At 73.4% G+C, this 15,255-nt stretch carries 12 protein-coding genes; 5 read left to right on the top strand and 7 right to left on the bottom strand.

All coding sequences use genetic code 11. From position 1 onward, the window contains the following. The first annotated feature begins 57 nt into the window (after positions 1-57). The 4 genes from AB0A97_RS08375 to AB0A97_RS08360 all read left to right on the top strand — a co-directional run bounded on the left by AB0A97_RS08375 (position 58) and on the right by AB0A97_RS08360 (position 2,353). Positions 58-1,083 (top strand): ATP-dependent 6-phosphofructokinase, encoded by a 1,026-nt coding sequence (locus tag AB0A97_RS08375; protein WP_030025262.1) that lies wholly within the window; start codon positions 58-60, stop codon positions 1,081-1,083. Positions 1,084-1,263: 180 nt separating this feature from the next. Further along, positions 1,264-1,683 (top strand): phage holin family protein, encoded by a 420-nt coding sequence (locus AB0A97_RS08370; RefSeq protein ID WP_361146302.1) that lies wholly within the window; start codon positions 1,264-1,266, stop codon positions 1,681-1,683. Beyond that, a complete protein-coding gene (locus AB0A97_RS08365; RefSeq protein ID WP_361146299.1) occupies positions 1,680-2,093 on the top strand; it encodes a DUF3618 domain-containing protein in 414 nt (137 codons plus the stop codon). The genes AB0A97_RS08370 and AB0A97_RS08365 overlap by 4 nt, the downstream gene beginning before the upstream one ends. After that, positions 2,093-2,353, top strand: coding sequence for a DUF4235 domain-containing protein (locus AB0A97_RS08360; protein ID WP_361146296.1), 261 nt, complete (start codon positions 2,093-2,095; stop codon positions 2,351-2,353). Before AB0A97_RS08365 ends, AB0A97_RS08360 begins: the two co-directional genes overlap by 1 nt. Before the next feature lie 133 nt (positions 2,354-2,486). Here AB0A97_RS08360 and AB0A97_RS08355 read toward each other — a convergent pair whose 3' ends face one another. From AB0A97_RS08355 to AB0A97_RS08325, 7 genes are all read right to left on the bottom strand, one after another. Then, positions 2,487-2,792: a hypothetical protein gene (locus AB0A97_RS08355; protein ID WP_361146293.1), complete on the bottom strand. Its 306-nt coding sequence runs from the start codon at positions 2,790-2,792 to the stop codon at positions 2,487-2,489. Positions 2,793-2,929: 137 nt separating this feature from the next. After that, positions 2,930-4,588: a catalase gene (locus tag AB0A97_RS08350; protein WP_361146290.1), complete on the bottom strand. Its 1,659-nt coding sequence runs from the start codon at positions 4,586-4,588 to the stop codon at positions 2,930-2,932. A gap of 138 nt (positions 4,589-4,726) precedes the next feature. Next, positions 4,727-5,722 carry a YihY/virulence factor BrkB family protein gene (locus AB0A97_RS08345; protein ID WP_361146287.1) on the bottom strand — a complete coding sequence of 332 codons (996 nt, stop codon included), beginning with the start codon at positions 5,720-5,722 and terminating at the stop codon, positions 4,727-4,729. Positions 5,723-5,854: 132 nt separating this feature from the next. Beyond that, positions 5,855-8,425, bottom strand: a complete 2,571-nt coding sequence (locus AB0A97_RS08340; protein ID WP_361146284.1) for an ABC transporter permease — start codon at positions 8,423-8,425, stop codon at positions 5,855-5,857. Between the two features lie 40 nt (positions 8,426-8,465). Continuing rightward, positions 8,466-9,248, bottom strand: coding sequence for an ABC transporter ATP-binding protein (locus tag AB0A97_RS08335; protein ID WP_361146282.1), 783 nt, complete (start codon positions 9,246-9,248; stop codon positions 8,466-8,468). 198 nt (positions 9,249-9,446) lie between these two features. Then, positions 9,447-10,133 carry a disulfide bond formation protein DsbA gene (locus tag AB0A97_RS08330; RefSeq protein WP_361147342.1) on the bottom strand — a complete coding sequence of 229 codons (687 nt, stop codon included), beginning with the start codon at positions 10,131-10,133 and terminating at the stop codon, positions 9,447-9,449. A gap of 78 nt (positions 10,134-10,211) precedes the next feature. Then, positions 10,212-10,919, bottom strand: a complete 708-nt coding sequence (locus AB0A97_RS08325) for a helix-turn-helix transcriptional regulator (RefSeq protein WP_361146279.1) — start codon at positions 10,917-10,919, stop codon at positions 10,212-10,214. Between the two features lie 315 nt (positions 10,920-11,234). On the opposite strand from AB0A97_RS08325, the gene AB0A97_RS08320 reads away from it, so the two are divergent. Then, entirely contained in the window at positions 11,235-15,251 is a 4,017-nt protein-coding gene (locus AB0A97_RS08320) for a hypothetical protein (RefSeq protein WP_361146276.1), read from the top strand. Positions 15,252-15,255 lie beyond the last annotated feature (4 nt).

Raw genomic sequence — 15,255 nt, 5'->3', positions numbered from 1 at the left:
GTGAAACAATCGGACCGGCTCACAAGAACCAACAGCGAGCACAGGAGACACAGCACCATGCGTATCGGAGTCCTCACCGCGGGCGGCGACTGCCCCGGCCTCAACGCTGTGATCCGTTCGGTGGTGCACCGCGCCCTCACCGGCCACGACGACGAGGTCATCGGTTTCGAGGACGGATTCAAGGGACTGCTGGACGGCCGGTACCGCAAGCTGGACCTGGACGCCGTCAGCGGCATCCTGGCCCGCGGCGGCACCATCCTCGGCTCCGCCCGCCTGGAGCGCGCCCGGCTGCGCGAGGCGTGCGAGAACGGCAAGGACCTGGCCCGCGAGTACGGCATTGACGTGCTCATTCCCATCGGTGGCGAGGGCACGCTCACCGCGTCGACGATGCTCGCCGACGCCGGCCTGCCGATCGTCGGTGTGCCCAAGACCATCGACAACGACATCTCCGCCACCGACCGCACCTTCGGCTTCGACACCGCCGTCGGCGTCGCCACCGAGGCCATCGACCGCCTGAAGACGACCGCCGAGTCGCACCAGCGGGTCATGGTCGTCGAGGTCATGGGCCGGCACGCGGGCTGGATCGCGCTGGAGTCCGGGATGGCCGGCGGCGCCCACGGCATCTGCCTGCCGGAGCGCCCCTTCGACGTGAACGACCTGGTCGCCATGGTCGAGGAGCGCTTCGACCGGGGCAAGAAGTTCGCCGTGGTCTGCGTCGCCGAGGGCGCCCACCCCGCCGAAGGCACGATGGACTACGGCCACGGTGAGATCGACCAGTACGGCCACGAGCGCTTCCAGGGCATCGGCACCGCCCTCGCCCGCGAGCTGGAGCACCGCCTCGGCAAGGAGGCCCGCCCGGTCATCCTCGGCCACGTCCAGCGCGGCGGCACGCCCACCGCGTACGACCGCGTGCTGGCCACCCGCTTCGGCTGGCACGCCGTCGAGGCCGCGCACCGCGGCGACTTCGGCCAGATGACCGCCCTGCGCGGCACCGACATCGTGATGAGCCCGCTGGCCGACGCGGTCACCGAGCTGAAGACCGTGCCGGTGAGCCGGATGGACGAGACCGAGTCGGTCTTCTGACCCACCGCCTCCGCATCTGACGGCGCGCGTTCCCCGCCGGGGGAGCGCGCGCCGTCGCGTTTGCCCGGGACGAGTTCCCGGCGCCCGGCGTACGTCCTCGGCACCCGTACGGGCCGGCATTCCGGTTAACCGGCCCGTGAGGAGGTACCCGGTGCGCACGAGGAAGGAGGCGTGACCGGAATGAGCGATTTCGTGGATCACCGGACGGCCCGGCCGGACAGCAGGCCGGTCAACGAACTGGTCACCCAGGCGTCGGAACAGCTCTCCGACCTGGTGCGCGACGAGATGCGGCTGGCGCAGACGGAACTGGCCCGCAAGGGCAAGCGCTTCGGCGTGGGCGGCGGACTGCTCGGCGGCGCCGGCACGGTGGCGTTCCTGGCGGCCCAGGCCCTGGTGGCGACCGCGATCATCGCGCTCGGGCTGGTGCTGCCGCTGTGGGCGGCGGGCCTGGTGGTCGTGGGCGTGCTGCTGGTGCTGGCGGCGGTCCTGGGGCTGCTGGGGCGGCAGCGGATCCGCCGGGCCACCCCGCCGGTGCCCGAGGAGGCCGTACGCAGCGTCCGGCAGGACATCGAGACGATCAAGGAGAGGGCCCGGCGATGACCCGTGACCCCGGCAAGGACGGCACCGCGAGCCCGGCGGAACTGCGCGCCCGCATCGAGCAGACCCGGCAGGAACTGGGCGACACCGTCGCCGCGCTCGCCGACAAGGCCGATGTGAAGAGCCGCGCCCAGGAGAAGGCGGCCCGCGTCAAGGACCGGACGCTGCACCGGACCGCGGCGGTCACGGACCGGATGGCCGGTTCCCCCGCCGTCCGCACGGCCGCCGTCGCGGGCGGCGCGCTGCTGGCCGGCGTCCTGGTGCTGCGCCGCCGCGCCCGGTCCCGGGTGCGCCCGTATCCGCTGCGTACGACACTGCGTAAGGAGCTGCGGACGAGGAAGAAGAGCCAGCGCCCGCTCGCCAAGGCGGGCACCAAGGCCCGGCGGGCCTGCCGGAGCAAAGGACACCACTGATGATCAAACTTCTCTACAAGCCCCTGGGGATGGCGTTCGGCGTCCTCGGCGGGGTGCTGGCCGGTGCCCTGTTCAAGCGCCTGTGGAAGCTGGTCGGCGGCGAGGAGGACGCGCCGAACGCCACGGACGAGGAACGCCGCTGGCGTGAGGTGCTGCCCGCCGCCGCGCTCCAGGGCGCGACGCTCGCGGTGGTCAAGGCGGCCGTGGACCGCAGCGGCGCGGTGGCCGTCCGCAAGGCCACCGGCACCTGGCCGGGCTGAGCGCCCGGGGGCCCGGCCCCCGTACGCCGTAGCCGCCCCGGCGCCGCCGCGCGGCAGGTCCACGCGGCGGCGCCGTTCCGTACGCCCGCGTGCAACCCGGCCGTACCTCCGCACGGCGGCGGCGCCGCCCCCGTCACGGCCGGGGATCGGTGCGGTGCCAGCGGGGGCGGGCGTCACCGCCCCGGCGGCCGGCGACGGACGCGCAGCGGGGGCACACCCGCTGGACGCGGTCCGCGGCCCCGCCGGACTCGGGCAGGATGTCGGGCCAGGCGATGTGCGGGAACCGCGCCAGTTGCGAGCGGCTGAGCGAGAGACCGCACACGGTCTGGTTCAGCCCCTGCTCCCAGGCGTGCACCTCGCCCGCCGGCAGCCGGCGCCCGTCCTCGTCGCCCACCCACTGGCCCGATCCCGCGACCGCGTACCGCTTCGCCGCTGCCATGCCCGATCGTTCCTCCTCCCGTGGCGCCCCGCGCGCGGGAGGCGCGGGGGACCACCTCGGTGCACACGCGGCACGGCCCCGCCGGATCGCCGGCAGGGCCGTGCCGCAGGGCGTCGTCCGTGCGTTCACCGTGCCCGTCAGGAGGCGACGGTATGCCGCGCGTCGGGTACGCAGTGGGTCATGGTCAGCCCGGACACGTCCCGCGGCGGATTGTCGCCGAGGCGCGACAGCCGCTCCCGGTCCTCGTCCGTCAGGTCCTGACTCGCCAGCGGCTCCAGATGGGCGACGTCCTTCGGGCCGATGCCCAGCCCCTCGCCGACCCGCAGCCCCAGCTCGTTCTCGACCAGCAGGAAGTGCCACACCATCCGCTCCTGCACCGGCTGGTCGGCCTGGGAGATCAGGTCGGTGAGGTTCTTGACGAGGTCGTCGCGCTCCCAGTCCTCCATGAGCCGGAAGCGCTGGCCCGCCTGGAGGTAGTCGTTGGTGCGCGGGATGCGCTTGCGGGTGAGCCGGCCACGGATCTCCGGCCCCTGCTCGTCGTGGGTCGGGTAGGTGCCCTCCCGCAGGCCGCCGGTGATCGACGGCTCGTAGTTGACCTCCGGGTTCTGCCCGTGCCGGTCCTGCTCGTACGCCATCAGACCGTCGCGCTGGTTGGTGTGGACGGCGGCGTGCTTGGCGCGGTTGACCGGGAGCTGGAGGTAGTTCGGGCCGACGCGGTAGCGCTGGGTGTCGCTGTAGGAGAAGGTCCGGCCGACGAGCATCTTGTCGTCGGAGAAGTCCAGGCCGTCGACGAGGACGCCGGTGCCGAAGGAGATCTGCTCGTTCTCGGCGAAGTAGTTGTCCGGCATCCGGTCGAGCACCATCCGGCCCACCGGGCGGGGCGGGAAGTCCTGCTCCGGCCAGGTCTTGGTGTCGTCCAGCGGGTCGAAGTCCAGCTCCGGGTGGTCGTCGTCGCTCATCATCTGGACGACCAGTTCCCACTCGGGGTGGTCGCCCCGCCGGACCGCCTCGTACAGGTCCTTCGTCGCGTGGCCCAGCTCCCCGGCCTGGACGGCGGCGGCGTCCGCCGCGGTCATGCTGCGTACGCCCTGCTTGGGCAGCCAGTGGTACTTGACCAGGACGGTGTCCCCCGCCTCGTTCACCCATTTGTAGGTGTTGACGCCGAAGCCCTGCATGTGCCGGTAGTCGGCCGGGATGCCGCGCGGGCTGAAGAGGTTGACCAGCATGTGCATCGACTCCGGTGTCTGCGACATGAAGTCGAAGATGCGGGCCGGCTTCTGCTCGTGCGAGACCGGGTCGGGCTTGAGGGCGTGGATGACGTCGGGGAACTTGATGGCGTCCCGGATGAAGAAGACGCCCAGGTTGTTGCCGACCAGGTCCCAGTTGCCGTCCTCGGTGTAGAACTTCACCGCGAAGCCGCGCGGGTCGCGGGCCGCCTCGGAGGAGTCCCGGCCGCCGATCACGGTGGAGAACCGCACGGCGACCTCGGTGCGCCGGCCGGCCTCCTGGAACAGCCTGGCCCGGGTGAAGCGGCCGATCGGCTCGTCACCCCACTTCCCGTAGCTCTCGAAGTACCCGTACGCGGTCACGCCACGCGCGTGCACGACCCGCTCGGGGATGCGCTCCCGGTCGAAGTGGCTGATCTTCTCGATGAACTGGTAGTTCTCCAGCGTGGCCGGCCCGCGCGCGCCGACCGTCCGCTGGTTCTGGTTGTCGTAGACCGGGTGGCCTTGCCGGTTGGTGAGCACCGGGCGGTCGTCGCCGGGTGCCGGTCCCTGGCTTGCTACGTCTGTCACTGCTCTCGGTTTCCTTCAGCACTCGAAAGGCGCTCGGGTCTGCGCCGTGGGTGGGGCCCCGGAAGGACAGAGGTACCCACTGGGGCGTCGGTGGTGCGGACGCTCACCTTTTTGGGGCAGTGCCGCCGGGGCGCGTTCTCAGTGGTCCGGCGACGGCTCCCGCCCCGTACGGTGGCGCCGGTGCGGCCGGCGCAGGCGGTCCGGCCAGGTACGGGTGTCCCGCGGCTCCACGTACGGCTCCTCCCGCGACGGGTGCCCCTCGGTGATCGCCCGCTGCCGGGCCAGCTCGGCGTCGAACTCCAGACCCAGCAGGACCGCCAGGTTCGACAGCCACAGCCAGACCAGGAAGATCACGACGCCCGCCAGGGTGCCGTACGTCTTGTTGTACGAGCCGAAGTTCGCGACGTACAGCGCGAAGCCCGCCGAGGCGGCCAGCCACAGGGCGACGGCCAGGAAACTGCCGGGGGTCAGCCACCGCAGCCCCTGGTTCCGCACGTTCGGCGTGGCGCGGTACAGGATGGTGATCATCAGCACCACGAGCAGGACCAGGACGGGCCACTTGGCGACCGACCAGACCGCCAGACCGGTGTCACCGATGCCCAGGCCGCGGCCCGCCTGCCGGGCCAGCGAGCCGGTGAAGACCACGATCACCGCACTGGCGGCCAGCAGCACCATCAGCACCACTGTCACACCCAGCCGCAGTGGCAGGGTCTTCCACGCCGGCCGCCCCTCCGGCAGGTCGTAGACGGCGTTGGCGGCCCGGATGAAGGCCGCGATGTAGCTGGAGGCCGACCACAGCGCGGCCAGCAGCCCCAGCACGGCCAGCACACTGCCCGTACCGGGCCCGTTCTGGAGCTGGCGCACCGCGCCGCTCAGGATCTGCTGAGCGGCGTCCGGCGTGATCTCCTCAAGGGTGCCGAGCACGGCGTCGGTCGCCGACTTCCCGATCACCCCGAGCATCGAGACCAGCACCAGCAGCGCGGGGAAGAGGGAGAGCACCCCGTAGTACGTGAGGCCCGCGGCGCGGTCGTGGAGCTCGTCGTCCACGAACTCCTTGACCGTACGCCGCAGTACGGACCACCACGAGTGGGCCATCAGCGTGGTGGGTTTCTCGGACGAGGATTCGGCTGCCATGCCGCTGCGAGTTGCCCTTTCGGGGCGGCCGAACCCTTCTTCGGCGCAGTCCCCGGTGCACGAAGACGTCCGCCCCGTCCCTGGGGGAAGAGGGACGGGGCGGACGGGCGGGCCGAGCAGGCGCCTTCGGGGTCACTGGGCGCCGATGGACTCCAGCATGTTCAGACGGGCGGCGCGGCGGGCCGGCCAGGCGGCGGCGAGGACGCCGACGACCAGGGCGATCGCCAGGAAGATGCCGAGGCGCTCCCACGGCAGGATCATCTCGTACGTCGGCATCGCGCCGGCCGCCATCTTGCCGCCGGCCCAGGCGAGGAAGACGCCCACGCCGATGCCGAGCACCGCGCCGAACAGGGAGATGACGACGGACTCCAGGCGGACCATCTGCTTGATGCCGCTGCGGGCGAGGCCGATGGCGCGCAGCATCCCGATCTCACGGGTGCGTTCGAAGACCGACATGGCCAGGGTGTTGACGACACCCACCACCGCGATGATCACAGCCATGCCGAGCAGTCCGTAGACCATGTTCAGGACGGTGTCGATGCTGCCGGCGTTCTCCTTGCGCAGCGCGTCCTTGTCCTGGACCTTGAGCAGCGGGCTGTCGCCGAGGGCCTTGCGGATCTCCTTCTCCAGCCCGGCGTCGGGCCCGTCGGCCGTCTTGACCAGGACCTTCTCGTCCTTGACGGGCTTGTTGTGCGGGTCGACCAGCGCGGTGGAGCCGAACAGGTCGCCGACGGTGGCGTTGTCCTCGTAGACGCCGGCGACCTTCAGCCGGGCCTTCTCCTTCTTCTCCGTGCCGGTGAAGAAGCCCACCTCGTGGGTCTCGCCCGTCTTCCAGTGCAGCTTCTCCGCCCGGCTGCGGGAGACCGCGACCCCGCCGTCGCGCACGGCGTCCATCGATCCGCTGACGAACGTGAGGTCGGTGACCTTGTCGAGGTGCGCGAGGTCGGTGCCGGTGATCGAGCCGTAGCCGCTGCCGCCGTCCGTCTCGAAGGCGGCCGAACGGAAGGGCACCGCCGCCTGCACGCCGGGCAGCCGCGCGGCCTTCTTCGTCAGTTCGGGCTCCAGGCCGCGGAAGTTGGCCGTGGTGACCTGGTAGTCCGCGGTCAGGCCCTGGGCGGCCATCTCGTCCGAGGCCCGCTGGCCCGAGACGCCGGCGACCGTCATGCCGGTGATCAGGGTGAGGCCGATCATCAGCGCGGAGGCGGTGGCGGCGGTGCGGCGCGGGTTGCGCAGCGCGTTCTCCTTGGCCAGCTTGCCGCTGACGCCGAAGACCCGGGTGGTGACCTTGCCGACCAGCGAGACCAGCGGCCGGGACAGCAGCGGCGCGAGGATGATGACGCCGACCAGGGTGAGCGCCGAGCCCGCCATGGCGGGCGTGATGTCCTCGGCGTCCTTCAGGGTGGACACATAGAGCATGATCGCGACGCCGGCGGCGGTGACGACCGCGCCGATGGTGTTGCGGACGACCAGGCCGCGCAGCCTGGGCGCCGCGTCCACGGTGTTCAGCGCCTCGACCGGGGCGATCTTCGCGGCCTTGCGGGAGGGCAGCCAGGCGGCCAGTACGGTCACCAGCACGCCGACGCCGAGCGCGGACAGTACGGAGTTGGGGCTGATGACCAGCGGGCCGTCGGGGAAGCCGGCGCCGTTGGCGTTGAGCACGGCGCGCATGGTGACCGCGATGCCGGTGCCGAGGGCGAAGCCGACGACGGAGGAGACCAGGCCGAGCAGGCCCGCCTCGGCGAGCACCGAGCGCACCACCTGGCGGCGGGAGGCGCCGATCGCCCGCATCAGCGCGATCTCGCGGCTGCGCTGGGAGATGAGCATGGTGAAGGTGTTGGCGATGATGAAGATGCCGACGAACAGCGCGATACCGGCGAAGACCAGCAGTGTCTTGCTCATCGCCTGGTTGCTCTGCTCGACCATCTTGGCCTGCTCGGCGGCGAGCACGGCGCCGCTGGTGGCCGTCGCGCGGTCCTTCGGCAGCAGCTTCTCGACCGCGGTGGTCAGCGCCTTCTCGTCGGTGCCGGGCTTGGCGGCCACCACGAGTTCGTCGTACTGGCCGGGGTGCACGAACAGCTTCTGGGCGGTGGCGGTGTCGAACAGCGCGAGGCTGCCGCCCGCGGTGACCTGCGGGTCCTCGGAGTGGACGATACCGACGAGCTTCTTGTGCAGGGCCGGTCCGTCGGTGGCGAAGCGCACGGTGTCGCCGAGCTTCAGGCCGCCCTTCTCGGCGGTGGCCTCGTCGAGGGCGATCTCGCCGGCCGAGGCCGGGCCGCGGCCCTGGACGACCGGGTAACGGCTGTCCTTGCCGCCCGCGCCCGGCTGGTAGTTGGTGGCCACATTCTGCCAGTCGTTGCCGATCGGCTGGTTGTCCTTGTCGGCGACGGTGGCGCGGCCGCTGACGTTGGCGTGCACGGCGGCCACGCCCGGCAGCGCGCGGACCTGGTCGGCCAGCCGGTCGGTGAGCAGGGTCGTGCGGTTCTGCCCGTCCTCGGGGATGGGCGGCGCGTCGCCCGAGGTGGCCTGTACGGAGACGGCCACGTCCTTGAAGCTCTTGGCCGAAGCCTTCTTGACGGCCTCGCCGACCGTGTCGCTGAAGACCAGGGTGCCGGAGACGAAGGCCACGCCGAGGAGGACCGCGAGGGCGGTCATCATCAGGCGGGCTTTGTGCGCGAGCACGTTGCGCAGGGCGGTTCGGAACATGGTGGTGGTGTCAGTCCTGGGGTGAGGTGTCGGCGGCGGGTCAGCTCGTACGGTTCTTGGCGTCGAACAGCCGCATCCGGTCCAGGACGGCGTCGGCGGTCGGCTCGTACAGCTCCTCGACGATGCGGCCGTCGGCGAGGAAGATCACCCGGTCCGCGTAGGCGGCGGCGACCGGGTCGTGGGTGACCATGACGACGGTCTGCTGCATCGCCCGTACGGATTCGCGCAGGAAGCCGAGCACCTCGGCGCCGGAGCGGGAGTCGAGGTTGCCGGTCGGCTCGTCGGCGAAGATGATCTCGGGCTGGGAGGCGAGCGCGCGGGCCACCGCGACGCGCTGCTGCTGGCCGCCGGAGAGCTGCGCGGGCCGGTGCTTGAGCCGCCCGGACAGGCCGACGGTCTGCACGATGCGGTCCAGCCAGTCCCGGTCGGGCCTGCGGCCCGCGATGTCCATCGGCAGCGTGATGTTCTCCAGCGCGGTCAGCGTCGGCAGCAGGTTGAACGCCTGGAAGATGAAGCCGATCTTGTCGCGGCGGAGCTGGGTGAGCTTCTTGTCGTTCAGACCGGTCAGCTCGGTGTCCCCGATCAGGGCCGAGCCGGACGATATGGAGTCCAGGCCCGCCATGCAGTGCATCAGCGTGGACTTGCCGGAACCGGACGGCCCCATGATCGCGGTGAAGCGGCCCCGGCCGAACTCGACGGACACCTGGTCCAGCGCGACCACCTGGGTCTCCCCCTGCCCGTAGACCTTGCTCAGGTCCGTGGCACGGGCGGCGACGGCCGCGGTGGCTCGGGCGGGGGCGGGGAAAGCGGCCGCGTGGGACACGGGTGAACTCCTGGGAAGGGGACGGGCGGGGCCGCCGGGGCGGTCGGGCCCCGGCGGAACACCGGTCTCGCGGGGCCGGAAGGGGCCCGGGAGCCAGGTGGGTGGTGCAGTCCCATTCTTCGTGGTCCGGGGCCCCGATGCCTCAGTCCGAAGTGGTGAAAGCGGTACCGGCCGGAAGTCCGACCCGGGCGGGAGCCGTCATCCCGTGGGGGGACGGACGTCCGACTTGTGGCCGACACGAGGAGAGGCCCCGGCGGCCGGTCCGGGCCCGAAGTCCGGTGCGGCGGCCGGGCGGCGCAGCTCGTGAAAGCCCGGTACGGAAGCGAGCTTCAGGAGACCGTCCCACAGCCGTCCCGCCGCCTCTCCCCGGGGTGCGGGGGAGACCACCGGTCCGAAGAAGGCCACCCCGCCCACCGCGACGACCGGCGTGCCGACGTCCGTTCCGACCAGGGCGACGGCGCGCGCGTGCGAGGCCCGGACCGCCGCGTCGTACTCCGTGGTCCACGCCGCCGCGGCCACCTCGCGCGGCAGTCCCGCGTCCGACAGCGCGCGCTCGATCCCGTCCCACTCGCCCCGGTGGTGCAGCCGGACGCCGAGCGCCCGGTAGAAGCGGCCCAGCGCCTCGTGCCCGTACCGCTGTTCCACCGCCGCGCAGGCCCGTACCGGCGCCCACAGGTACGCGCCCCACTCGCCGTCCGGGTCCTCGGGGTTGACCTCACGGCCCTCGTTGAGCACTTGGAGGCTCATCAGCCGCAGCCGTACCCCGACCGGGCGGACCCGGGTCACTTCCCGGAGCCACTGCGCGGCGATCCAGGTGTACGGACAGACCGGGTCGAACCAGAAGTCCGCGGTGACCCCGGAGCCGTCGGCCGCCGCCCACGTCACCGCCTCCGCCGCCCGGCCCGGCGTCCCGCCCGCCGTCCCGTCCACCTGTGCCCTCCCCGTCGTCGGGACCGGACGCGGTCAGCCACCGCCGGTGCGCGCCCAGAACGTCTCCAGGATGCCATCGAGGAACGTCTGCCCGGCGTGCCCCGATGCGTCGGCGCTCCCGCCACCGCCCCAGTTCAGCGAAGCGGCCATCAGCCCTTGGTAGTCGCCGTGCAGCCCCCGGAGTGCCGCCTGCACACGCGGCCTCGGCAGCGGGACGAGCTTGGCGACCGGCCGTACGTACGCCTGCCAGCGGGTGGTCGTGGCACTGCGCAGCAGTTCGGTGAGCCGGGCGTCCCGGCCGGTCAGCCGGATCAGCGCGCGGGGCGGCAGCCGCAGCGCCTCGGCCAGCCCGGCCGCCTGCCGGTCGTTGCCGGACCAGGTCCCGGCCGCCTCCGTCCGCGCGTACGTGGCGGGGTCCATCCCGATGCGCAGCGCCAGGTCGTCCGCCGCCAGGCCGCGCGCGAGCCGGTGTTCGCGCAAGGTGCGCGGCGCCGCGAGCAGTTCGCCCGGCGCGCACCACAGGGCCCCGGCCAGCGCGGCCAGCTCGGCTTCCGAAGGGGACGCCTCGCCCCGCTCCCAGGCGGCCACGGCCGCGGGCGGCACCCGTAGCCCGTACGCCGCCCAGAGCCCGTACGCGACATGCGCGTGCGTCATGCCGAGCGCCTCGCGCAGCCGCCGCGCCGCCGCGGCGTCGAACGGCGGCCCGGGCGGTCCGCCGGTGGGGGGCGTGGTCACCGGCACACGGTAGGGGCGGCGGCACCGGCGCACCTATGGTGCGGAGGTACAGGAAGCGAAGTCGTAGGAAGCTACGGCGGCTCGGAGTCCGCCCCGCTCACCCCGGGCGCTGGACACCGGGTTCTGGATGTCCGGCGCGTCGGGGTGCTTGCGGCGCGAGGACGCGCGGTACTCGCACCACCCCCGTTTGCCACCCCGACGGCGCCGGAGACATCGACTGTGCAACGCCGCGGAGTTGTCCGAAAGTGCAGCTCGCCCGGGACAAACAAGTCGGACAATGGGAGATCGGGCCGCGGGGGGCGGCCCCGGCGCAGGAAGAAGGTGGCGGGGATCGCAGGGGGAGGACAGCACAAGCCCCGGCTGGGACGGCCCGAACGGCCGGTGGATCCGCAGGCCGGGCCGGTGGAGCGGCTGGCCTGGGAACTCCGGCAACTGCGGCAGCGGGCCGGGACGCCGAGCTACCGCACGCTCGCCAAAACGGCGCACTATTCGGCCAGCACCCTGGCGGAGGCGGCCAAGGGGGAGCGGCTGGCGACGCTGGACGTCGTGCTGGCCTACGCCCAGGCGTGCGGCGGGGAGCGTGCCGAGTGGGAGGCGCGGTGGCGGGCGGCCGCCGGGGCCGGCGGCGACGAACCGCTCACGGCCCGGTGCCCGTACCCGGGGCTGGCCGCCTTCGAGGCGGCCAACGCCGCCGAGTACTTCGGCCGGGCGACCCTCATCAAGGAACTGTCCGGACGCGTCGAACAGCACGCGCTCACCGTGGTCTTCGGCGCCTCCGGAAGCGGCAAGTCCTCCTTGCTGCGGGCCGGGCTGCTGCCCCACCTCGGCGCGCACTGGCACCCCGTACTGCTGACTCCGGGAGAGCGGCCGCTCACCGCCCTGGCGGCGGCGGTGGCCCGCCTGGTGGCGGAACCCGGCCCGCCGGGCGGCGGAGGCCCGGCCGCCGACACGGTTCCCGCGGTGGGCGAGGCGGCCGCGGCGGTGGGGGCCGCGGGGGCGGAGGCCGGGGCCGGGGCCGAAGGGGGGACGGGGGCGGGCAGGGCCGCGGATACGGACGAGCAGGCGCGTACGGACGAGCAGGCGCGTACGGACGTCGGCCCCACTCCCGCCCCCGAAGCCCTCACCCCCGAAACCCCCACTCCCGAAACCCCCACCCCCGAAACCCCCGCCCCCGAGACCTCCACCCCGGAAGCCCCCGCCCCCGAAACCCCCGCCACCCCCCTCCGCCGCAGCATGGACGACGACCCCGCCGCGCTCGACCTGGCCTTGCGCACCTGGCTCGCCGCGCGGCCCGACTCCGCCCGCGCGCTGCTGGTCGTCGACCAGTTCGAGGAGGTCTTCACGCTCTGCGCCGACGAGGCCGAACGCACCGCCTTCCTCGGCGCGGTGGCCGACCTGGCCCGCTCCGACGACCGGCGGATCCGGCTGGCCGTCGGCATCCGGGCCGACTTCTACGCGCGCTGCTTCGTCCACCCGGGACTGGTCGCCGTGTTGCGTACGGCCGCCCAGCTACCCGTCGGGCCGCCCAGCCGGGCCGAGTTGCGGGACATCATCGCCGAGCCCGCCGTCCGGTCCGGCGTCCAGGTGGACGCCGACCTGGTGGAGGCGGTGCTCGCCGAGGCGGCCGGCCAGCCGGGCGCGCTGCCGCTGGTCGGGCACGCGATGCGGGAGGCGTGGCAGCGGCGGAGCGGCGACACCCTGCGGCTGGCCGACTACCGCGCCACCGGCGGGATGCGGGGCGCCGTCGCGCAGACCGCCGAGCGGATGTACGAGGAGGCCGCGCCCCGGCAGCGGGACGTGCTGCGGGCGGTGTTCCTGCGGCTGACCGCGCTCGGCGAGGGGACGGAGGACACCCGGCGTCGGCTGGCCCGCCGCGAACTGGACGGTCTGGCCGAGCCGCAGGAGATCGACGGGCTGCTGCGCAAGCTGGCCGCCGCCCGGCTGGTGGTGCTGTCCGAGGGGACGGTCGAGGTCGCCCACGAGGCCGTGATCCGGGCGTGGCCCCGGCTGCGGCACTGGCTCGACGAGGACCGGGAGGCGCTGCGGACCCACCGCAGGCTCACCACGGCCGCCGAGGCGTGGCACGAACTGGGCCGCGACGCGGGCGCGTTGTACCGGGGCGCGCAGTTGGCCGGCGCGCAGGCCTGGGCGCGGGCGCACGGCGCCGCGCTCAACGCCCTGGAACGGGACTTCCTGCGCAGCGCCACCGGCGCCGACCGGCGTCGCGGCCGCCGTGCCCGCTGGCTCACCGCGTCGCTCGGCACCCTGCTCGTGCTCGCCCTGATCGCCGCGGGCATCGCCTTCGAACAGCGGGCGGACGCCGAGGCGCAGCGCCGGATCGCGGTGTCCCGGCAGTACGCGGCGGAGGCCGCCGAGCTGCGCCGGGAGCAGCCCCAGGCGGCGGCACTGACCGCGCTGTACGGCTACCGGCAGGCGGCGACGGTCGAGGCGCGGGGCAGTCTGCTGAGCGCCTACGGCGCGTTCCGCGCCAACCAGTTCACCGGCCACACCGGCGTCGTGACGGCCGTGGCCTTCAGCCCGGACGGCCGCACCCTGGCCACCGGCTCGGTGGACCGTACGGTCAAGCTGTGGGACACCGCCACCGACCGGCTGCGCGGCACCTTGATCGGCCACATCGGCCCGGTCTACGCCCTCGCCTTCAGCCCGGACGGCCGGTACCTCGCGAGCGCCGGGGACGACACCACCGTACGGCTGTGGGACGTCGCGAACCGCCGCCTGCTCGGCGTGCTGGACGGCCCTTCGGGACGGGTGATGTCGCTGTCCTTCTCCCAGGACAGCCGCACCCTCGCGTCCGGCAGTACGGGCGAGGCGGTCCGGCTGTGGGACGTCGCCTCGCGGCGCCCGGTCGCCGACCTCACCGGGCACCAGGGCAATGTGACGGCGGTGTCCTTCTCGCCGGACGGGAAGGTCCTGGCGTCGGCCGGTGACGACCGTACGGTCCGGCTGTGGGACGCGCGCACCCACCGGCCGCTGGCCACCCTCACCGGACACGTCCAGCCGGTGTTCGCGCTGGCCTTCAGCCCGGACGGGCGGAGCCTCGCCAGCGGAGGCGGGGACCGTACGGTACGGCTGTGGGACGTCGCGAGCCGGCGCCGGGCGGGCGAACTCACCGGTACGGCCGACCGGGTCACCGCCCTGGCCTGGTCGCCGGACCGCCGTACCCTCGCCGTGGGCAGCTACGACGGCATCGTCCGGCTGTGGGACGTGAACCGCCGGCACGCGCGGGAGAAGTTCACGGCGCGCGTGGAGTCGGCGAGCGCGCTGTCCTACGCGCGCAACGGCACCGCCCTGGCCGCGCCGGCGGACGACGACACCGGCACGGTCCGGCTGTGGCGCGCCGCCGGCCACGGCCGGGAGCGGCTCGGCGGCCGGGAGGGCGGGATCACCTCGGTCGCGGTGTCCCCGGACGGCCGGACCATCGCCGCCGCGGGCAGCGAGCTGACGCTGTGGTCCGCCGACCGGCCGCGGCCGCTGCGGTCGCTCGCCGCACCGCCCGGGGCGATCACCAGTCTGGAGTTCTCACCGAGGGGTGATGTCTTCGCGTCCGTGCACGCCGACCGTACGGTCCGGCTGTGGGACGTGCGCTCCGGCCGGATGCTCGCCGCGCTGCGCGGGCACACCAACACCGTACGGCAGGTGGCCTTCTCGAAGGACGGCAAGCGGCTGGCCAGCGTCGGGGACGACCGCCACCTGTTCCTGTGGGACGTGGCGCGTCACCGGCGTACGGCCGCGCGCCAGCTCTCGGGCAGCGGCTCCACCGTCACCTTCTCGCCGGACGGCAGGAACCTGGCGGTCACCGAGAACGCCCACAACCGGGGCGTCGTACGGCTGTGGGACACGGTCACCCTCGAAGAGGTCGCCCGGTTCACCGGCCGTTCCTACCCGGTCTTCGCCGCCGCCTTCGCCGACGACGGCAAGACCCTGGCCACGTCCGGCACGGACCACGACATCCTGCTGTGGGACGTCCCGGGGCGCCGCCTGGCCGCCACGCTGCGCGGTCACTCCAGCAGCGTCGCCTCGCTGGCCTTCAGTCCGGACAGCCGCTTCCTGGCCTCGGGCGGGGACGACGACACCGTACGCCTGTGGGACGTGGCCGCCCGCAGTACGACGGCCGTGCTGTCCGGGCACACCGGCAGTGTGCTGTCCCTGTCGTACTGGCCCGGCGGCCGGTCGCTGGTCAGCGGCAGCGCGGACGGCACGGTGCGGGAGTGGTCCGTCGATGTCGGTGCGACGGCCGAGAGCATCTGCCGGCTGAGCCGGGAGGGCCACTGGGGGCAGACGGCGCGGGGCGTGCCGTCCGACTGGTACTGCCGGTGAGCCG

The sequence above is a fragment of the Streptomyces sp. NPDC045470 genome (assembly GCF_040646595.1).
GTDB lineage: Bacteria > Actinomycetota > Actinomycetes > Streptomycetales > Streptomycetaceae > Streptomyces.
The sequence above is the reverse complement of the archived record's forward strand: the minus strand, read 5'-3'. Positions and strand labels throughout refer to the sequence as shown.

Coding starts and splice junctions, on each gene's coding strand:
- AB0A97_RS08375 (WP_030025262.1), top strand. CDS start 58: ATGCGTATCGGAGTCCTCACCGCGGGCGGCGACTGCCCCGGCCTCAAC.
- AB0A97_RS08365 (WP_361146299.1), top strand. CDS start 1,680: ATGACCCGTGACCCCGGCAAGGACGGCACCGCGAGCCCGGCGGAACTG.
- AB0A97_RS08345 (WP_361146287.1), bottom strand. CDS start 5,722: ATGGCAGCCGAATCCTCGTCCGAGAAACCCACCACGCTGATGGCCCAC.
- AB0A97_RS08370 (WP_361146302.1), top strand. CDS start 1,264: ATGAGCGATTTCGTGGATCACCGGACGGCCCGGCCGGACAGCAGGCCG.
- AB0A97_RS08355 (WP_361146293.1), bottom strand. CDS start 2,792: ATGGCAGCGGCGAAGCGGTACGCGGTCGCGGGATCGGGCCAGTGGGTG.
- AB0A97_RS08340 (WP_361146284.1), bottom strand. CDS start 8,425: ATGTTCCGAACCGCCCTGCGCAACGTGCTCGCGCACAAAGCCCGCCTG.
- AB0A97_RS08360 (WP_361146296.1), top strand. CDS start 2,093: ATGATCAAACTTCTCTACAAGCCCCTGGGGATGGCGTTCGGCGTCCTC.